The following is an 18,246-nucleotide window of genomic DNA, read 5'->3' as shown; positions in this document are numbered from 1 at the left end:
CTGTCCGGTCATCCACACCGGCGCAGCGCCCGGCCCAGGCGCCGCCATCCAACAAGAATTGCCAACCGAGAGGAAGCGAATGCAAACTGCCCTGAACCCCCAATCGACCCCGCGTGCCGTTCCCTCGACGCCACCACAGCAGCAGCGAGACACTGCTGGCTCCCCCACCGGCCAGAACCTGGCCCACTACCAGATCATCCGCCGCAACGGCGCTGTCGTGCCCTTCGAGCCGAACAAGATCGCCATCGCGATGATGAAAGCCTTCCTGGCCGTGCACGGCACTCAGGGCGCGGCTTCGGCCAGCGTGCGCGAAACGGTCGACGTGCTCACGCAGGGCGTGATCCGCGCGCTGGTGCGCTCGCGTCCGGGCGGCGGCACCTTCCACATCGAAGACGTGCAAGACCAGGTCGAACTCGGCCTGATGCGCGGCGGCCATCATGAAATTGCCCGCGCCTACGTGCTGTACCGCGAACGCCGCACGCAGGAGCGCTCGAAGCAGGGCGAGCAAGACGTGCCGGCCGCGCCCGCACTGCACGTGCTGGACAACGGCGAGCTCGTCACCCTTGACCTGAACGAACTCAAGGGCCTGATCGAGTCGGCCTGCGAAAACCTGGGCGACAGCATCACGTCCGCACCGATCGTCGCCGAGACGATGCGCAACCTGTACGACGGCGTGCCGCTCGACGAGGTCTACAAGGCTTCGATCCTGGCGGCCCGTACGCTGATCGAGAAAGACCCCGACTACACCTTCGCCACCGCGCGCCTGCTGCTGCACACGATCTTCAAGGAGATCATCGGCCGCGAAGTGATGCCGGTCGACCGCGCCACCGCCTACGCCGACTACTTCCCGCAGTTCATCAAGAAGGGCGTGGACAACGACCTGCTCGACGAAAAGCTGCTGCAGTACGACCTGCCCCGCCTGGGCGCGGCGCTGAAGGCCGAGCGTGACAACCAGTTCGACTACCTCGGCCTGCAGACCCTGTACGACCGCTACTTCCTGCACGTGCGCAAGACCCGCATCGAGCTGCCGCAGGCCTTCTTCATGCGCGTGGCCATGGGCCTGTCACTGAACGAAATCGACCGCGAAGCCCGCGCCATCGAGTTCTACGAAGTGCTGTCGTCGTTCGACTTCATGTCGAGCACGCCCACGCTGTTCAACGCCGGCACGCTGCGCTCGCAGCTGTCGAGCTGCTACCTGACCACGGTGCCCGACGACCTCGACGGCATCTACGAGTCGATCAAGGAAAACGCGCTGCTGTCGAAGTTCGCCGGCGGCCTGGGCAACGACTGGACCCGCGTTCGCGCGCTCGGCAGCCACATCAAGGGCACGAACGGCGAATCGCAGGGCGTGGTGCCGTTCCTGAAGGTGGTGAACGACACGGCAGTGGCCGTGAACCAGGGCGGCAAGCGCAAGGGCGCTGTCTGCACGTATCTCGAAACCTGGCACCTCGACATCGAGGAGTTCCTGGAGCTGCGCAAGAACACCGGCGACGACCGCCGCCGCACGCACGACATGAACACCGCCAACTGGATCCCCGACCTGTTCATGCGCCGCGTGATGGAAAAGGGCACCTGGACGCTGTTCTCGCCCTCCAACGTGCCCGACCTGCACGACCTGTTCGGCGCCGACTTCGAGAAGGCCTACGTGGCCTACGAAGAGAAGGCTGCCCGCGGCGACATCAAGCCCGCGCGCACCATCCAGGCGACCGACCTGTGGCGCAAGATGCTCACGATGCTGTTCGAGACCGGCCACCCCTGGATCACGTTCAAGGACGCCTGCAACGTGCGCTCGCCGCAGCAGCACGCCGGCGTGGTGCACTCGTCGAACCTCTGCACCGAGATCACGCTGAACACCAGCGACACCGAAACCGCCGTCTGCAACCTGGGTTCCGTGAACCTGCTGCAGCATCTGAAGGGCGGCAAGGTCGACCAGGAAAAGCTGAAGAAGACGATCTCCACGGCGATGCGCATGCTCGACAACGTGATCGACATCAACTACTACGCCGTGAAGAAGGCGCGCGACTCGAACCTGCGCCACCGTCCGGTCGGCCTGGGCCTGATGGGCTTCCAGGACGCGCTGTACGAACTGCGCATTCCGTACGCCTCACAAGAGGCCGTGCAGTTCGCCGACGAGTCGATGGAAGCCATCTGCTACCACGCCTACTGGGCCTCGACCGACCTGGCGCGCGAGCGCGGCAAGTACTCGAGCTACAAGGGCTCGTTGTGGGACAAGGGCATCCTGCCGATCGACTCGCTCGACCTGCTGGAAAAGGCACGCGGCGGCTACGTCGAGGTCGACCGCTCGGCCACCCTCGACTGGGACGCGCTGCGCTCGAAGATCAAGGCCGACGGCATGCGCAATTCGAACTGCGTGGCCATCGCACCGACGGCGACCATCTCGAACATCATCGGCGTGGACGCGTCGATCGAACCCTGCTTCGGCAACCTGTCGGTCAAGTCGAACCTGTCGGGCGAATTCACCGTGATCAACCACTACCTGGTGCGCGACCTGAAGCGCCTGGGCCTGTGGGACGACGTGATGGTGATGGACCTGAAGCACTTCGACGGTTCGCTGCGTCCTATCGACCGCGTGCCGCAGGATGTGAAGGCGCTCTACGCCACCGCGTTCGAAGTCGAAACCACGTGGCTGGTCGAAGCCGCTGCGCGTCGCCAGAAGTGGATCGACCAGGCGCAGTCGCTGAACATCTACATGGCCGGTGCATCGGGCAAGAAGCTCGACGACACCTACAAGCTCGCATGGCTGCGCGGCCTGAAGACCACGTACTACCTGCGTACGCAGAGCGCGACGCACGCCGAGAAGTCGACGGTGCAATCGGGCCGTCTCAACGCGGTGTCGTCGGGCAACGACGCACCCTCGGGCATGAGCGCACTCGAAGCCGCCGCTGCTGCAGCGAAGGCACAGATGAGCGCAATGCCCGCCACCGACATCGCGTTCTGCGGTGTGGACGATCCGACCTGTGAAGCGTGCCAATAACGCGTCGATGCTCGCGACAGTGAGTCAGTGAGGTGCATGCAAAAAATCGCGCGACGTTCACTCAATGAAGGCATTGACTGACATCGCGCGATGCATGCGAGCAACATAACAACCACATAAATGGCGTGCGATGTGAACGAGCACTTTGCAACTCACATCGTTACTCCGATAATTTGAGCATTGGATTTTTCTATGTTGACCTGGGACGAAGAAGTCAAGCCCTCCTTACCAAAGGATATGCAACAAGGATTGCAGCACCACAACGCATCGACCAGCGGCTTGCCCGCAGGCCGTTCGGTGGACGCTCCGACTTCGTCGATTGCGCAACCCGCGCTCCGCGCGCTCGATGACGGCGCGGTCGTGCGTCCAGTTGCCGCCGCCGCAGTAGCAACGCCTGCTGCCACCCAACGCGTCAAGGCTTCCGACAAGCGCATCATCAACGGCCAGACCGACGTCAACCAGTTGGTGCCGTTCAAGTACAAGTGGGCGTGGGAAAAGTACCTCGCCACCTGCGCCAACCACTGGATGCCGCAGGAAGTGAACATGACGCGCGACATCGCGCTCTGGAAAGACCCGAACGGCCTGACCGAAGACGAGCGCCGCATCGTCAAGCGCAACCTCGGCTTCTTCGTGACCGCCGACTCGCTGGCCGCCAACAACATCGTGCTGGGCACCTATCGCCACATCACGGCCCCCGAATGCCGCCAGTTCCTGCTGCGCCAGGCCTTCGAGGAAGCGATCCACACGCACGCGTACCAGTACATCGTCGAGTCGCTCGGCCTGGACGAGAGCGAGATCTTCAACGCCTACAACGAAGTGCCGTCGATCCGCGAGAAGGACCAGTTCCTGATCCCGTTCATCGACGCCATCAGCGACCCGAACTTCAAGACCGGCACCCACGAGACCGACCAGACGCTGCTCAAGTCGCTCATCGTGTTCGCCTGCCTGATGGAAGGCCTGTTCTTCTACGTCGGCTTCACGCAGATCCTCGCGCTGGGCCGCCAGAACAAGATGACCGGCGCTGCCGAGCAGTACCAGTACATCCTGCGTGACGAGTCGATGCACTGCAACTTCGGCATCGACCTGATCAACCAGCTCAAGCTCGAAAACCCCGGCCTCTGGACCTCCGAGTTCAAGGCCGAGATCAAGGCGCTCTTCATGCGCGCCGTCGAGCTCGAATACAAATACGCCGAAGACACCATGCCACGTGGCGTGCTCGGCATGAACGCCTCCATGTTCAAGGGCTACCTGCGCTACATCGCCAACCGGCGTGCACAGCAGATCGGCCTCGAAACGCTCTTCCCGAACGAAGAAAATCCGTTCCCCTGGATGAGCGAAATGATTGACCTGAAGAAAGAGCGCAACTTTTTCGAAACCCGCGTGATCGAGTACCAGTCGGGTGGTGCGCTCTCCTGGGATTGAATCTTTCGACAAGAATTAATGAATTCAAGAATTGCCCTTGCCACCGATCGCGCCAAAGAGCGCGGCATGGACTGGGGCTCAGGTGTTCATGGTGCTGGGGCTCAGATCTCAACGCCATGAATCGCTTCACGCTACCCAACGTGCGTGGAGTGCTTCAATAGGTTGATTTTTTCAACTTGATCAAGGAGAAATAGAAATGGCAACTGCAAAGAAAGCGCCGGCTAAGAAAGCCGCTGCAAAGAAGGCTCCGGCAAAGAAGGCTGTGGCCGCTAAGAAGGCTCCGGCAAAGAAGGTAGCCGCCAAGAAGGCACCGGCCAAGAAGGTCGCTGCCAAGAAGGCTCCTGCGAAGAAGGTAGCCGCCAAGAAGGCAGCACCGGCCAAGAAGGCCGCTGCCAAGAAGGCTCCGGCGAAGAAGGCCGTAGCGAAGAAGGCGCCTGCGAAGAAGGCTGCTGCCAAGAAGGCCCCGGCAAAGAAGGCCGCCGCCAAGAAGGCGCCTGCGAAGAAGGCTGCTGCCAAGAAGGCGCCTGCGAAAAAGGCTGCGGCCAAGAAAGCCGCGAAAAAGCCTGCTGCCAAAAAGCCTGCTGCAAAGAAGGCTCCCAAGGCCGCTGCGCCCGCCAAGGCTGCAGCCGTAGCGCCTGCCCCTGCGGCGCAAACGACGCTGAATCCCCAGGCAGCCTGGCCGTTCCCCACGGCCAGCAAGCCCTGAGTTTCTCAGCGGCCTTGAAGGCGCAAAGCCCGGCACCTCGCGGTGTCGGGCTTTTTTATTGGCGCTTCTGCGGGAAGAAGATCAGAGGCCCAGGGCCTTGCGGTCGATCTCGTAGTTCTGCGGGCCACGCTGCGCGATCTTGATCGCGCCGACCTTGTTACCCAGCGCTGCGCACTGCGCCAGCGGCCAACCCTTTTCCAGACCGAACAGCAGCGCGCCACGCCATGCGTCGCCGCAGCCCGTGGGCTCGACCACTTCGGTGGCCACCACGCCCGGCACGTGCTCGCGCTCGCCGTCGGTCCAGATCTCGCAGCCCTCGGCCGCCAGCGTGACCACCAGGCCGCGCACGCGCTTCGAGATCTCGGCCAGGCTCCAGCCGGTGCGCTGCGACAGCATCTTTCCTTCGTAGTCGTTCACCACCACCCAGCTCGCGAGATCGACGAAATGACGCAGCGCCTCGCCGTCGAACATCGGCAAGCCCTGACCCGGATCGAACACGAACGGAATGCCGGCGGCAGCGAACTGCTCCGCGTGCTGCAGCATCGCGTCGCGGCCATCGGGCGCGATGATGCCGAGCTTGATGTCGTCGCGCGCGGCCACCTTCGTGATGTGCGCCTGCTGCATCGCGCCGGGGTGGAAGGCGGTGATCTGGTTGTTGTCGACGTCGCTCATGATCATCGCCTGCGCGGTGAAGGTGTCGTCGAGCTGGCGCACGAACTCGGTGTCGATGCCCAGCGAGCGCATGCGCTCGAGGTACGAGGCGCCGTCGCTGCCGAGCGTGGCCATCGGTAGCGCAGTGCCGCCCAGTGCATTGAGGCTGTAGGCGATGTTGCCGGCACAGCCACCGAAGTCGCGCCGTAGCGTCGGCACCAGGAACGACACATTGAGGATGTGCAGCTGGTCCGGAAGAATCTGGTCGGCGAACCGGCCCTCGAAAGTCATGATGGTGTCGAACGCGAGGGACCCGCAAATCACTGCTGCCATGGTTGAGCCGTTGGTTGAATGGTGGATGAAAGAGAAAAGGACGCGTGCAGGCAGGCGCCCCGCTCAGGGATAGAAAGCTTCGACGCGGTAACCCGCGATCGGCGGTAGCGCTGCGGCTTCCGAAGCGGACAAGGTCAGTGGCAGCGAGGCCGCGCGGTCGGCTCGGGCCTGCAGCACCGTCGGCGCACCGTAGTCCGCCGGCAACAACACGCGGCGCACGACGGCGCGCTCCTGCGTGTCGAGCAGCGAGAGCTCGACGGCGGGCATCGCGAGCGGCACGGTGGCGCCATTGCGCAGGGTGAAGCTCAGACGGTAGTCGTTGCCCCCACTCTTCTCGCGCGCGAAGGCCGCGCCTTCGATCACGATGTCGCCGATCTGGCGCAGGGCCGCGAGTTCGCAGCCCGTGTATTGGCACAGTGCCGCCAAGGCGGGCCGCAGATTGGGCTGGCGCGCGGCAATGCCGTCGCGCTCGTGGCGGATGACCTGCAGGATGAGCAGCAGCACGGCAATCACCGCCAGCAGGACCAGCACGATGCGCACGCTCTTGCGCTGCCAGAAGCCGGTTGCCCTCTCGAAGGACTCGTCGTCGTCCGCGAAGGGATGCCCTATTGGCAGTTCGAAATCCGGGGAGAGCGCAAGGTCGGACTCGCTTTCGGCCTGCACCACAACAGGCGAAGCCTTCGCAGCTGCACGCTCCTCACGCGCCTTGGCGCTCGCGATCTTGGCCGACTTGATGCGGGCGCGGCGCAGCGCCTTCTGCATCTGCACCTGGTCGTGGTCTTTTTCTTCCTGCTCGCGCTCCCCTTCAGCGCCGTCGTCGCTCGCTCGCTCGATCATCAGCCCGCGCATTGCCTTGATGCGCGGGGCGACGGGCAGGGGCGGCGCCGGGGGTGGTGGCGCGGGCGGCGGCGACGCGAGGTTCAGGTCGATGTTCGGGAACGGCGGCAGCGTGCTCGGTGGCGGCTTCCACGCGGGTTCGCTGACGTCGAGGTCGGACCATGGCTCGTCGGCGACGATGCCGTGTTCGGGCAATGACAGCGAGAACTCGAGCGCTGCTGGAGGTGGTGGTGGCAACGCCGGTGTCGGTGCAGGCGCTGGAGCCTCCGGGGGCAGCGCATGCCGAGGTTGCTGCTCGGGCTCGTCGTCGAAGAAGTCCGCATCTTCGGCAGGCGACGAGGGCTCCAACTCGAGCGGCGGCGGTGGCGCAGGAAGTTCGGGCGCGACCTTGGGCTCCGAGGCGGACTCGACCAGCCCCGGCATGTAGCCACCGCCCTGCACTGGCGGCGCTGCGCCATCGGGCGCCTCGTGCAGATCAAGCGTGGCGTCGAACACATGGCTGCATCGGCCGCAGCGCACCCAGCCATCAGAGATGCGAAGCTGGTCGCGCACCACCTTGAAGGTGGTGGTGCAGGCGGGGCAGCGCGTGACGAGACTCATGACCGGGCGATTGTAGGGTCGAGCCCCCGCCACGGGAGGGGCGCAAGGCGGCTCAGCAGCGCGCGGTCATGAGGATCCAGCCGTCCTCGGTGTCGCTGACTTCGAGCGTTGCGTACGGCGCGTAGGCCTCTTTCAATTCATCGGCCTGGCGCTCGAGGATGCCGGCCATCACCAGCGATCCGCCCGCCTTCACATGGCTGCGCAGCAACGGCGCGAGCACCTTGAGCGGCGTGGCCAGGATGTTGGCGAGCACGGTGTCGTAGTGGCCCTTCGCCGCTTCGGGCAGGCCCGCGTTCAGCCGGACGCCGTTGGCCTCGGCATTGAGCCGGGTCGACGAAACCGCGGCTTCGTCGATGTCGACAGCGTCGATGTCGGTGGCGCCGAACTTCGCCGCACCGATCGCAAGAATGCCGGAGCCGCAGCCGTAGTCGAGCACGCGTTGGTTAGCCAGCACGCCGTCGCCCTGCGTCGCAATCCACCGCAGGCACATGCGCGTGGTGGGATGCGTGCCGGTGCCGAAGGCCAGGCCCGGATCGAGCCGAATCACCTGCTTTGCCTGCTCGGGTGGCTCATGCCACGTCGGCACGATCCAGAACTCGGGCGTGATCTCGACGGGAGCGAACTGCGATTGCGTCAGGCGCACCCAGTCTTGCTCAGGCACCGGCGCGATGCCGAGCACCTCGCAGCCTTCGAAGAAGTCTTGCAGCGCGAGCACCGACGCGGCCTCTTTGGCGAGCGCCTCGTCGGGGAACAGCGCGATCACGCGCGAACGCTGCCAGCCCTCCTTCGGCGGCGGCATGCCCGGCTCGCCGAAAAGCGCCTGCTCTGCGTCGGTCTGCGCGTCGGCGTCTTCCACCGACACGCTCAATGCATCGAGTGCATCGAGCGCTTCACCGAGCGTTTCGACCCGGTCTTCCGGCGCCATCAGGCGGAGTTCGAACATCGCGGCGTCCCGGGTCAGCGCTTGTGCGCAGCCAGCCACTCTTCAAGGTAGTGGATGTTGGTGCCGCCGGTCATGAACTTGGAATCGACCATCAGCTCGCGGTGCAGCGGGATGTTGGTCTGGATGCCTTCGATCACGGTTTCGTTGAGCGCCGTGCGCATGCGGGCCATGGCCTGCTCGCGCGTGTCGCCGTAGACGATGATCTTGCCGATCATGGAGTCGTAGTTCGGCGGCACGAAGTAGTTGGTGTACGCATGCGAGTCGACGCGAACGCCTGGGCCGCCCGGCGGGTGCCACATCGTGATACGGCCCGGCGACGGCGTGAACTTCCACGCGTCTTCGGCATTGATGCGGCATTCGATGGCGTGGCCGTGCATCTGGATCTGGCGCTGCGTGAACGGCAACTTTTCGCCGGCCGCCACCATGATCTGCGTCTTGACGATGTCGATGCCGGTGGTGAACTCGGTCACCGGGTGCTCCACCTGCACGCGCGTGTTCATTTCAATGAAATAGAACTCGCCGTTCTCGTAGAGAAACTCGAAGGTGCCGGCACCGCGGTAGTTGATCTTCTTGCAGGCGGCCGCACAGCGCTCGCCGATCTTCTCGATCAGCTTGCGCGGAATGCCCGGTGCGGGCGATTCCTCAATCACCTTCTGGTGGCGGCGCTGCATGGAGCAGTCGCGCTCGCCCAGGTAGACCGCGTTCTTGTGCTTGTCCGCGAGGATCTGGATTTCGATGTGGCGCGGGTTCTGGAGAAACTTCTCCATGTACACGGCCGGATTGTTGAAGGCCGCGCCGGCTTCCGCCTTGGTCATCTGGATCGCGTTGACCAGAGCCGCCTCGGTGTGCACCACGCGCATGCCGCGACCACCGCCGCCGCCCGCCGCCTTGATGATGACCGGGTAGCCGATGGCACGCGCGATGCGCTTGTTGGTGGCGGCGTCGTCCGAGAGCTCACCCTCGGAGCCGGGCACGCAAGGCACGCCGGCCTTGATCATGGCCTGCTTGGCCGACACCTTGTCGCCCATCGTGCGGATGTTGTCAGGCGTCGGGCCGATGAACTGGAAACCGCTCTGCTCCACGCGTTCGGCGAAGTTCGCGTTCTCGCTCAGGAAGCCGTAGCCGGGGTGAATCGCTTCGGCATCGGTCACTTCGGCCGCCGAAATGATCGCCGGCATGTTGAGATAGCTCTGCGCCGAGGGGGCCGGGCCGATGCACACGGCTTCTTCGGCCAGCTTGATGTACTTCGCGTCGCGGTCGGCTTCGGAATACACCATCACGGCCTTGATGCCGAGCTCGCTGCAGGCACGCTGAATCCGGAGGGCAATCTCCCCCCGGTTTGCAACCAGGATCTTCTTGAACATGGTCACTCGATGATGAACAGCGGCTGTCCGTATTCGACCGCCTGGCCGTTTTCGCCGAGGATCTGGGTGATCGTGCCGGACTTGTCGGCCTCGATTTCATTGAGGATCTTCATCGCTTCGATGATGCAGATGGTGTCGCCTTCGTTGACTTTGCTGCCAACCTCGACGAACGCAGCAGCGCCCGGGCTGGACGAACGGTAGAAGGTGCCGACCATGGGCGACTTCACGGCATGGCCGGCCGGAGCGGCTTCGGCCGCCGGTGCGCTGGCCACGGCGGGTGCAGCGGGAGCGCCAGCTGCGGCCGGTGCGGCAGCCGCCTGAGGCGCCGCCAGGGTTTGCACATACTGCACCGGAGCGGCGCCGCCGCCCTTCACGATGCGAACCTTGCCTTCGGTTTCGGTGATTTCCAACTCGGAAATATTCGATTCGGACACCAGATCGATCAGTGTCTTGAGTTTGCGCAGATCCATGGGACTCCAGTGCCGGCTGAGCCGGTCTTCAGGACATAACTTGTTCGAAAATCGGTGATTTTCGGCGTTCGGCGTCTAACGCCAGCGTAAGGAACTGATTCTAACCATGAACCAGTTCGCGTCGCCAAGTGTCCAGGTCGGTGGTCTCGAGCTTGCCCATTTTACGGGCGGCCACGGAGCCGTTCGCATTCAGGACCAGCGTGAAAGGCAAACCGCCACTCGTATTGCCCAGATTCTTGACCAGCTCCGTACCCTGAAGGCCGGCCAGGCCGGTCGGATAGGTGACGGGCGTGCGTTGCAGGAACTTGCGCACGGCGCTGGGTTGATCGATGGCCAATCCAACCACTTGCCAGCCGTTGGCGCCATTTGCACGGAAGAAAGCGTCGATCATCGGCATTTCTTCAACACAGGGCGGGCACCACGTCGCCCAGAAGTTGAGCAGCAGCGGCTTGCCGCGCAGGCTCGACAGGACGAGGTCACCACCCTCCGGGCGCTCGAAGCTTTGGGCCCAGAAGGCCGCGTCGAGCATCTCCCCGCCCGCTGCGCCACTGCTGCTGCGCTCCTTCCACCATGCGCCGCCGAGCCCGGCGGCCGCAGCCGCTGCCGCCACGCCGGCATAGAGCATGCCGCGTCGGGTGGGCGAAGAAGTCATTCACTTGTCCTTTTCTCGTTCAATCAGTCGGCGCAATGCGGGCAGATCGCCACGCGGCACGCGCCCCTGCGCGTCGGGCTTCAAGGCCCCGCGCAGGTCGTCGAGGTCGTAGACCAGCAGGTGCACGCCGATTTCCTCGCCGAGTGCACGGCTCGGGGCGTGCACGCTCAGGGCCTCGACCTGCTCGCCATGAAAGCCGGTCACCATGCGCGGCTCGTAGTCCACGTGGTGATCGATCAGGGCGATTTCGGCCGATTTGGAATCATCGCAAAACAACTGAATATAAATGTCTGACAACCGGGTGGCCGTTCCGTGCCACACGGCGCCGCCCACATGAGGGCGGAAGACGGCCATGCGCTCCATCCATTCGAGCGCAAGCAGCCGCAATGCATGCAACTCCTGCGGCTGGGTATCGGCGCAGAAAAGCTCGATGTACTCGCGCACCTCGGCCTCGACCTCGTCGTTGTTGGGCAGCGCGGTGCGCGCCGAAAGGCCCAGGTCACGCAGAGCCCGGCGCTTGGCCGGACCATATTCCAGTCCCTCCTCGACAACGAGGCGGGCTGCAGTGGCGGCAATTTCACGCTTGGACGTGTCCATCGGGGCATTTTGCCCGCAGTACGCGCCCCACACAGCAACATCAGTACGAAGCGCGGGACAAACACGTGGCCCAGGCACGGGCGCAGCACATCGCTTCCCTAGAATCGACCGATGCACATTCATATTCTGGGTATCTGCGGCACGTTCATGGGTGGCGTGGCCGCCCTGGCGCGCGAGGCAGGCCACCGGGTCACGGGCTGCGACGCCGGCGTGTACCCCCCGATGAGCGATCAGCTGCGCGCCCTCGGCATCGACCTGATCGAGGGCTTCGGCGCCGACCAGCTTTCCCTGGCGCCCGACATGTTCGTGGTCGGCAACGTGGTGTCCCGCGCGCGGCTGCCCGACGGAAGCCCCAAGTTCCCGCTGATGGAAGCCATCCTCGACGCCGGCAAGCCCTACACCAGCGGTCCGCAGTGGCTGGCCGAGCATGTGCTGCTCGGCCGCCACGTGCTGGCGGTGGCCGGTACGCACGGCAAGACGACGACCACCTCGATGCTGGCCTGGGTGCTGGAAAAGGGCGGCAAGGCGCCCGGTTTCCTGGTGGGCGGCGTGCCGCTGGACTTCGGCGTCTCGGCCCGGCTGGGCGATGGACCGGCCTTCGTGATCGAGGCCGACGAGTACGACACGGCCTTCTTCGACAAGCGCAGCAAGTTCGTGCACTACCGGCCGCGCACCGCCGTGCTGAACAACCTCGAGTTCGATCACGCGGACATCTTCGATGATCTTGCAGCCATCGAACGACAGTTTCATCACCTCGTTCGCACCGTGCCGAGCACGGGGCGGCTGGTAGTGAATGCCACCGAAGAAAGCCTGCAGCGTGTGCTGGCCCAGGGCTGCTGGAGCGAACTCGCGCGCTTCGGCACGAATGGTGAATGGCAGGCGCGCGGCACGCACGACGCCTTCGACGTGCTGCAGCGGGGCGAGTTGGTAGGCCGAGTCGAATGGGAGCTCTCGGGCCTGCACAACCAGATGAACGCGCTGGCCGCCATCGCCGCGGCCGAACATGTGGGCGTGGCGCCGGCCGAGGCAGCCCGTGCGCTGGGCAGCTTCCGCAATGTGCGCCGGCGTATGGAGCTGCGCGGCACGGTCGAGCGAGGCGGTGGCGCGATCACGGTCTACGACGACTTCGCCCACCACCCGACAGCCATTCGCACCACGCTCGACGGCCTGCGCAAGAAGCTGGATGCTGCTGGCAAGCAAAGTGAGCGCATCCTCGCGGCCTTCGAGCCGCGCAGCAACACGATGAAGCTGGGCGTCATGGCGGCGCAGCTGCCCTGGAGCCTGGAGGCAGCCGACCTGTCGTTCTGCCACACGGCCGGGCTCGACTGGGACGCCGCTGCGGCGCTCGCGCCGATGGGCGGCCGCGCACAGGTGGCCGGGGCCATCGAGCCGCTGGTGAAGCAGATCGTGGCCGCGGCCCGCCCGGGCGATCACATCGTCTGCATGAGCAACGGCGGCTTCGGCGGCGTGCACGACAAACTGCTTGCGGCGCTGCGCACGGCGACGGCATCATGACCGCCATGCCGCTCACACGCGCCCACGAACTGATCGAGACCCTGAAGCTGCAGCCCCACCCCGAGGGCGGCTGGTACGGCGAGGTGTTCCGCTCAGCATCGAGCGTCACGCCCACCGACGGTCGCGCGCCGCGCAGCGCGCTGACCAGCATCTACTTTTTGCTCGAAGCGAGCCAGCATTCGCGCTGGCACCGGGTGCTGTCCGACGAAGTCTGGGTGCATCTGGAAGGCGTACCGCTCACGCTGTGGACCTGCGACGCCGCAATGCGCACAGCGCCGGCCCATGTGCGGCTGGGCCCGGTCGATGCGCACGGCACGCGTCCCCAGCATGTGGTGCCCGCCGGCCAATGGCAAGCGGCCCGGCCGATCCAGGGCCACAGTTCAGGCGACTACACACTGGTCGCCTGCATGGTCGGGCCGGGCTTCGATTTCGCCGACTTTTCGATGGTGCCGACCGACAGCGACGAAGCTGCGTCGATGCGGCACCATTGGCCTGACCTGGCCAGGATGCTCTAGCCCGGGCTTCAGCCCCGGCGCTGCTTGACCGCCTTCGAGAGCGTGTCGAGCACCCGTACCGAATCGTCCCATCCCAGGCAGGCGTCGGTGATGCTCTTGCCGTATTCCAGGCCCGACAGCTGGTCCTTGCCCGGCGTGAACTTCTGGGCGCCCGGCTGCAGGTGGCTTTCGACCATCACGCCGAAGACCCGGTTCGAGCCGCCGGCAATCTGCGCGGCGATGTCCTTCGCCACGTCGATCTGCTTCTGGTGCTGCTTGGAGCTGTTGGCATGGCTGCAATCGACCATCAGCGTGGGCGGCAGCTTGGCGGCCTCGAGGTCCTTGCAGGCGGCTTCGACGCTGGCGGCGTCGTAGTTCGGCGCCTTGCCGCCGCGCAGGATCACGTGACAGTCGCGGTTGCCGTTGGTCTGCACGATCGCGACCTGGCCGTTCTTGTGCACCGACAGGAAGTGATGGCCGCGCGCCGCCGCCTGGATGGCGTCGGTGGCGATGCGGATGTTGCCGTCGGTGCCGTTCTTGAAGCCGATGGGCGCCGAGAGCCCCGAGGCCAGTTCGCGATGCACCTGGCTTTCGGTGGTGCGTGCACCGATGGCGCCCCAGGAGATCAGGTCGCCGATGTACTGCGGCGAGATCACGTCGAGGAACTCGCTGCCCGCCGGCAGGCCGATGCGGTTGATGTCGATCAGCAGCTGGCGCGCGATGCGCAGGCCTTCGTCGATGCGGAAGCTTTCGTCGAGGTACGGGTCGTTGATGAGCCCCTTCCAGCCGACAGTCGTGCGCGGCTTCTCGAAGTACACGCGCATCACGATTTCCAGCGTGCCGGCGTATTTCTCGCGCTCGACCTTGAGGCGGCGGGCATATTCGAGCGCGGCAGCCGGGTCGTGGATCGAGCAGGGACCCATGATCACCAGCAGCCGGTCGTCCTTGCCGGCCATGATGTTGTGGATATTGCGGCGGGTGCCTTCGATCAGGGTTTCAACGGGCGTGCCGCGGATCGGGAAAAAGCGGATCAGATGTTCGGGAGGGGGCAGCACGTTGATGTCCTTGATGCGTTCGTCGTCGGTCTTGCTGGTTTTTTCGACGCTCGCATACCAGCTGTCGCTGGCGGGGGCAGTGTTCGTGCTCATGGTTGCTTCCTTGTCTGTCGGGTTTGAGTGGATATCGCAGGGGCAAAAAAAAACCGCCGGGGCTCAGGGCACCGGCGGTTTTGGGAGGGTGTTCGTTTGCTTTACGCGCTCGCCTCTCGTCCGCCGGAAACCGGGAACCAAAAGTAGGCAAAGAAATAAGCGCGGAGGGCGGACATGTGCGCGAAATGTAGCACGGAAAGCAAAAACCCGATCAAGCGGCCGGGCGCGGCGTTGTTTACCGGTAGCCCGACTCGTTCGCGTTGTGGATGATCCAGATCAGGTTGCCGCTGGTGTATTCGCCCATGCCGCCACCCGCGAAGATGAGGCGGCCCTGGCCCTTGTAGGTCATTTCGAAACGGTGGCGATCGCTGCCGAAATAGAACGGAATGAAGGCCTTGCCCGTCACGTACGCGCCCTGATCGGTCGGCGGACCCGCGAGGTCGGTGACCTGCCTGGCGCTCATGCCGATCTGAAGGCGCGCGAACTTGCTGTTGCGTGCCGGGTTGCCGGTGATTTCGCCTTCGTAGCCGTTGAGGCCCTTGACGGTGCGGCCACTGCCGGCTTCGACCTTCGACGAGTCGACCACATTGCCCTGGGCATCCATGCCGGCCTTCGCGCCGCCGCGCGCCGGTGCCGCGGGGGCGGCTGCAGGTGCCGGCGCAGCCGCGGGCTGGCTGCCGCCGGAGCCGCCGCGCGACGCGCAACCTGCGCTTGCCAGCACCACCACGGCAGTCACGGCCCACAGAGCCGCGGACGAATTGATCCTGATCCTCATCGAACGCTCCTTGTTGTGAAAGGAGCGCAGCTTAACAAGCCCTCAGGCCGTACCGCCTACGGTCAAACCATCGATGCGCAACGTCGGCTGGCCGACGCCCACGGGCACGCTCTGGCCTTCCTTGCCGCAGGTGCCGACGCCCGAGTCGAGCGCCATGTCGTTGCCGATCATGGTCACGCGGGTGAGTGCGTCGGGGCCGTTGCCCACGATGGTCGCGCCCTTCACCGGGTACTGGATCTTGCCGTTCTCGACCCAGTAGGCCTCGCTGGCCGAAAACACGAACTTGCCGCTCGTGATGTCGACCTGCCCGCCGCCGAAGTTGGTGGCGTAGAGGCCCTTCTTGATGCTCGCGACGATTTCCTTCGGATCCTTGTCGCCGCTGAGCATGTAGGTGTTGGTCATGCGCGGCATCGGCACGTGTGCGTAGCTTTCGCGCCGGCCGTTGCCGGTGGGCTTGACCTTCATGAGGCGCGCGTTGAGCGAGTCCTGGATGTAGCCCTTGAGGATGCCGTCCTCGATCAGCACGTTGCGCTGGCTGGCGTTGCCCTCGTCGTCGACGTTGAGCGAGCCGCGACGGTCGGCGATCGTGCCGTCATCGAGCACCGTGACGCCCTTGGCCGCCACGCGCTGGCCGATGCGGCCCGAGAACGCGCTCGAGCCCTTGCGGTTGAAGTCGCCCTCGAGCCCGTGGCCGATGGCTTCGTGCAGCAGGATGCCGGGCCAGCCGGAGCCGAGCACCACGGTCATTTCGCCGGCGGGTGCCGGGCGTGCGTCGAGGTTGGTCAGGGCGGCCTTCACGGCATGGTCGACGTACTCGGCGATCTGTTCGTCGGTGAAATAGGCCAGGCCGAAACGCCCACCACCACCGCCGGAGCCGATTTCGCGACGGCCGTTCTGCTCTGCGATCACCGTGACCGACAGGCGCACCAGCGGACGCACGTCGGCGGCCAGCGTGCCGTCGGCACGGGCCACGAGCACCACGTCGTACTCGCTCGCCAGGCCCGCCATGACCTGCGCCACGCGCGGATCGCGCGAGCGGGCCAGCTTTTCGACCTTTTCGAGCAGCTTCACCTTGGTGGTGCTGTCGAGCGTGGAAATGGGGTCGATACCGTCGTAGAGCGAGCGGCTCGATGCGATCTTGCGGGCCGGCGTCTTCACACGGCCTGTGCGGCCGGCGGAGGAAATGGAGCGCACCGTGCGCGCCGCGTCGAGCAGCGAGGCCTCGGAAATGTCGTCCGAATAGGCAAAAGCAGTTTTCTCGCCACTGACCGCGCGCACGCCGACGCCCTGGTCGATGCTGAAGCTCCCGGTCTTGACGATGCCCTCTTCGAGGCTCCAGCCCTCGCTGCGCGTGTACTGGAAGTACAGGTCGGCGTCATCCACCCGGTGCGCGGTGATCTCGGCCAAGGCCTTGCTCAGATGCGATTCGTCGAGGCCGAACGGCGTGAGAAGGAGCTGTTGCGCCGTGGCGAGGCGCTCGATGGTGGGTTCGCGAGAGATCATCGCGACATTCTAGGCAGCCGCCCTCTTCCGCGCTGCCCCAAAGGGCACTCAGGCGCTACTAGTTCTGCGCCAGCTTCCTTGCCCGGGCGATCGACATCAGGATCCCCAGCCCCAGCCCCAGCGTCACCATGGCCGTGCCGCCATAGCTGATGAACGGCAGCGGCACCCCCACCACCGGCAGGATGCCGCTCACCATGCCCATGTTCACGAAGGCATAGGTGAAGAAAATCATGGTGACCGCCCCCGCCAGCAGGCGCGAGAACAAGGTCGCCGCATTGGTCGCGATCACCAGCCCCCGGAAGATCAGCAGGATGAAGGCCGAAATCAGCGCCAGGTTGCCCATCAGCCCGAATTCCTCGGAATAGGCGGCAAAGATGAAGTCGGTGGTCCGCTCGGGAATGAATTCGAGGTGCGTCTGCGTACCCTGCATGAAGCCCTTGCCGCCCACCCCGCCCGAACCGATGGCGATCATCCCCTGGATGATGTGGAAGCCCTTGCCCAGCGGGTCCTTGCTCGGGTCGAGCAGCGTGCACACGCGCTGCTTCTGGTAGTCGTGCAGCACGCGCCAGTCGACCCCGTCGGCGCACAGCCTCGACTCGAAGCCCACGATCAGCGTCACGGCCACCGCGCCGATCAGCACCGGCGGCACGATCAGCTTCCACGGCAGCCCGGCAAAGAAGATCACCGCCAGCCCGGCGGCCAGCACCAGCAGCGAGGTGCCCAGGTCGGGCTGTTTCATGATGAGCCCGACCGGCACCGCCAGCAGCACCGTCGCCACCACGAAGTCGAGCGGCCGCAACTGGCCTTCTCGTCGCTGGAACCACCAGGCCAGCATCAGCGGCATCGCGATCTTCAGGATTTCGCTGGGCTGGATCACCACGCCCACGTTGATCCAGCGCTGCGCGCCCTTCTTGGTGATGCCGAACAGCGCCACCGCCACCAGCAGCGCCACGCCCATCGTGTAGAGCGGCACGGCAGCCAGCATCAGCCGCTGCGGCGGCACCTGCGCCACCACGAACATGATGAAACCGGCCAGCAGCATGTTGCGGCCATGGTCGACGAAGCGCGAGCCATGGTCGTAGCCCGAGGAATACATGGTCAGCAGCCCGGCGAACGCGAGCAGCAGCACGGCGAAGGCCAGAAAGCCGTCGAAGCCCTGGAAGATGGGCGCAATGCGGCGCGCCAGGGAGGGCTGATTGAACACGGCAGACATGAGGGCGGATTATCCGGCTTATACGAAT

At 65.0% G+C, this 18,246-nt stretch carries 16 protein-coding genes; 5 read left to right on the top strand and 11 right to left on the bottom strand.

The genetic code is table 11. The features are described from left to right. Nucleotides 1-79: 79 nt before the first annotated feature. The 3 genes from ACN9MV_RS05300 (at nt 80) to ACN9MV_RS05290 (ending at nt 5,123) form a co-directional block, all read left to right on the top strand. On the top strand, nt 80-2,995 hold the full coding sequence (locus ACN9MV_RS05300) for a ribonucleoside-diphosphate reductase subunit alpha (RefSeq protein ID WP_426391517.1): 2,916 nt from the start codon (nt 80-82) through the stop codon (nt 2,993-2,995). Between the two features lie 192 nt (nt 2,996-3,187). Then, the gene (locus ACN9MV_RS05295) at nt 3,188-4,417 is read left to right on the top strand and encodes a ribonucleotide-diphosphate reductase subunit beta (protein WP_093078633.1); all 1,230 of its coding nucleotides are present in this window, start codon (nt 3,188-3,190) and stop codon (nt 4,415-4,417) included. Between the two features lie 196 nt (nt 4,418-4,613). Continuing rightward, on the top strand, nt 4,614-5,123 hold the full coding sequence (locus ACN9MV_RS05290; protein ID WP_019656794.1) for a histone H1-like DNA-binding protein: 510 nt from the start codon (nt 4,614-4,616) through the stop codon (nt 5,121-5,123). An 81-nt stretch (nt 5,124-5,204) separates the two neighbouring features. Here the strand turns inward: ACN9MV_RS05290 and ACN9MV_RS05285 are convergent, their stop codons facing one another. From ACN9MV_RS05285 to ACN9MV_RS05255, 7 genes are all read right to left on the bottom strand, one after another. Continuing rightward, nucleotides 5,205-6,107 carry a carbohydrate kinase family protein gene (locus ACN9MV_RS05285; protein ID WP_093056209.1) on the bottom strand — a complete coding sequence of 301 codons (903 nt, stop codon included), beginning with the start codon at nt 6,105-6,107 and terminating at the stop codon, nt 5,205-5,207. Between the two features lie 63 nt (nt 6,108-6,170). After that, nucleotides 6,171-7,544: a zinc-ribbon and DUF3426 domain-containing protein gene (locus ACN9MV_RS05280; RefSeq protein WP_426391516.1), complete on the bottom strand. Its 1,374-nt coding sequence runs from the start codon at nt 7,542-7,544 to the stop codon at nt 6,171-6,173. Nucleotides 7,545-7,596: 52 nt separating this feature from the next. Further along, entirely contained in the window at nt 7,597-8,487 is an 891-nt protein-coding gene (gene prmA, locus ACN9MV_RS05275; protein ID WP_093078630.1) for a 50S ribosomal protein L11 methyltransferase, read from the bottom strand. A 14-nt stretch (nt 8,488-8,501) separates the two neighbouring features. Beyond that, nucleotides 8,502-9,851, bottom strand: coding sequence for an acetyl-CoA carboxylase biotin carboxylase subunit (gene accC, locus ACN9MV_RS05270; protein ID WP_081270245.1), 1,350 nt, complete (start codon nt 9,849-9,851; stop codon nt 8,502-8,504). Between the two features lie 2 nt (nt 9,852-9,853). Beyond that, a complete protein-coding gene (gene accB / locus ACN9MV_RS05265; protein ID WP_093056213.1) occupies nt 9,854-10,321 on the bottom strand; it encodes an acetyl-CoA carboxylase biotin carboxyl carrier protein in 468 nt (155 codons plus the stop codon). 100 nt (nt 10,322-10,421) lie between these two features. Beyond that, entirely contained in the window at nt 10,422-10,973 is a 552-nt protein-coding gene (locus ACN9MV_RS05260) for a TlpA family protein disulfide reductase (RefSeq protein ID WP_426391515.1), read from the bottom strand. Continuing rightward, complete coding sequence (locus ACN9MV_RS05255) at nt 10,974-11,570, bottom strand: hypothetical protein (protein ID WP_093173026.1); 597 nt, start codon at nt 11,568-11,570, stop codon at nt 10,974-10,976. 111 nt (nt 11,571-11,681) lie between these two features. Between ACN9MV_RS05255 and mpl the strand changes: the two genes are divergently transcribed. Continuing rightward, entirely contained in the window at nt 11,682-13,085 is a 1,404-nt protein-coding gene (gene mpl, locus ACN9MV_RS05250; protein ID WP_426391514.1) for a UDP-N-acetylmuramate:L-alanyl-gamma-D-glutamyl-meso-diaminopimelate ligase, read from the top strand. Continuing rightward, entirely contained in the window at nt 13,082-13,600 is a 519-nt protein-coding gene (locus tag ACN9MV_RS05245; protein ID WP_426391513.1) for a cupin domain-containing protein, read from the top strand. Before mpl ends, ACN9MV_RS05245 begins: the two co-directional genes overlap by 4 nt. Before the next feature lie 8 nt (nt 13,601-13,608). Here ACN9MV_RS05245 and ACN9MV_RS05240 read toward each other — a convergent pair whose 3' ends face one another. The 4 genes from ACN9MV_RS05240 to rodA form a co-directional block, all read right to left on the bottom strand. Beyond that, nucleotides 13,609-14,727 (bottom strand): 3-deoxy-7-phosphoheptulonate synthase, encoded by a 1,119-nt coding sequence (locus ACN9MV_RS05240; RefSeq protein ID WP_426391512.1) that lies wholly within the window; start codon nt 14,725-14,727, stop codon nt 13,609-13,611. A 235-nt stretch (nt 14,728-14,962) separates the two neighbouring features. Continuing rightward, nucleotides 14,963-15,502, bottom strand: a complete 540-nt coding sequence (locus tag ACN9MV_RS05235) for a hypothetical protein (RefSeq protein ID WP_093056225.1) — start codon at nt 15,500-15,502, stop codon at nt 14,963-14,965. A gap of 42 nt (nt 15,503-15,544) precedes the next feature. Beyond that, nucleotides 15,545-17,005 (bottom strand): metalloprotease TldD, encoded by a 1,461-nt coding sequence (tldD, locus tag ACN9MV_RS05230; protein ID WP_093173034.1) that lies wholly within the window; start codon nt 17,003-17,005, stop codon nt 15,545-15,547. Nucleotides 17,006-17,063: 58 nt separating this feature from the next. Then, nucleotides 17,064-18,218: a rod shape-determining protein RodA gene (rodA, locus tag ACN9MV_RS05225; RefSeq protein ID WP_093056229.1), complete on the bottom strand. Its 1,155-nt coding sequence runs from the start codon at nt 18,216-18,218 to the stop codon at nt 17,064-17,066. Between the last annotated feature and the right edge of the window lie 28 nt (nt 18,219-18,246).

Source organism: Variovorax sp. R-27, from assembly GCF_049913215.1.
In the GTDB taxonomy this organism is placed as follows: Bacteria; Pseudomonadota; Gammaproteobacteria; order Burkholderiales; family Burkholderiaceae_C; genus Variovorax.
The sequence above is the reverse complement of the archived record's forward strand: the minus strand, read 5'-3'. Positions and strand labels throughout refer to the sequence as shown.

Coding starts and splice junctions, on each gene's coding strand:
- ACN9MV_RS05300 (WP_426391517.1), top strand. CDS start 80: ATGCAAACTGCCCTGAACCCCCAATCGACCCCGCGTGCCGTTCCCTCG.
- ACN9MV_RS05295 (WP_093078633.1), top strand. CDS start 3,188: ATGTTGACCTGGGACGAAGAAGTCAAGCCCTCCTTACCAAAGGATATG.
- ACN9MV_RS05290 (WP_019656794.1), top strand. CDS start 4,614: ATGGCAACTGCAAAGAAAGCGCCGGCTAAGAAAGCCGCTGCAAAGAAG.
- ACN9MV_RS05285 (WP_093056209.1), bottom strand. CDS start 6,107: ATGGCAGCAGTGATTTGCGGGTCCCTCGCGTTCGACACCATCATGACT.
- ACN9MV_RS05280 (WP_426391516.1), bottom strand. CDS start 7,544: ATGAGTCTCGTCACGCGCTGCCCCGCCTGCACCACCACCTTCAAGGTG.
- prmA (WP_093078630.1), bottom strand. CDS start 8,487: ATGTTCGAACTCCGCCTGATGGCGCCGGAAGACCGGGTCGAAACGCTC.
- accC (WP_081270245.1), bottom strand. CDS start 9,851: ATGTTCAAGAAGATCCTGGTTGCAAACCGGGGGGAGATTGCCCTCCGG.
- accB (WP_093056213.1), bottom strand. CDS start 10,321: ATGGATCTGCGCAAACTCAAGACACTGATCGATCTGGTGTCCGAATCG.
- ACN9MV_RS05260 (WP_426391515.1), bottom strand. CDS start 10,973: ATGACTTCTTCGCCCACCCGACGCGGCATGCTCTATGCCGGCGTGGCG.
- ACN9MV_RS05255 (WP_093173026.1), bottom strand. CDS start 11,570: ATGGACACGTCCAAGCGTGAAATTGCCGCCACTGCAGCCCGCCTCGTT.
- mpl (WP_426391514.1), top strand. CDS start 11,682: ATGCACATTCATATTCTGGGTATCTGCGGCACGTTCATGGGTGGCGTG.
- ACN9MV_RS05245 (WP_426391513.1), top strand. CDS start 13,082: ATGACCGCCATGCCGCTCACACGCGCCCACGAACTGATCGAGACCCTG.
- ACN9MV_RS05240 (WP_426391512.1), bottom strand. CDS start 14,727: ATGAGCACGAACACTGCCCCCGCCAGCGACAGCTGGTATGCGAGCGTC.
- ACN9MV_RS05235 (WP_093056225.1), bottom strand. CDS start 15,502: ATGAGGATCAGGATCAATTCGTCCGCGGCTCTGTGGGCCGTGACTGCC.
- tldD (WP_093173034.1), bottom strand. CDS start 17,005: ATGATCTCTCGCGAACCCACCATCGAGCGCCTCGCCACGGCGCAACAG.
- rodA (WP_093056229.1), bottom strand. CDS start 18,218: ATGTCTGCCGTGTTCAATCAGCCCTCCCTGGCGCGCCGCATTGCGCCC.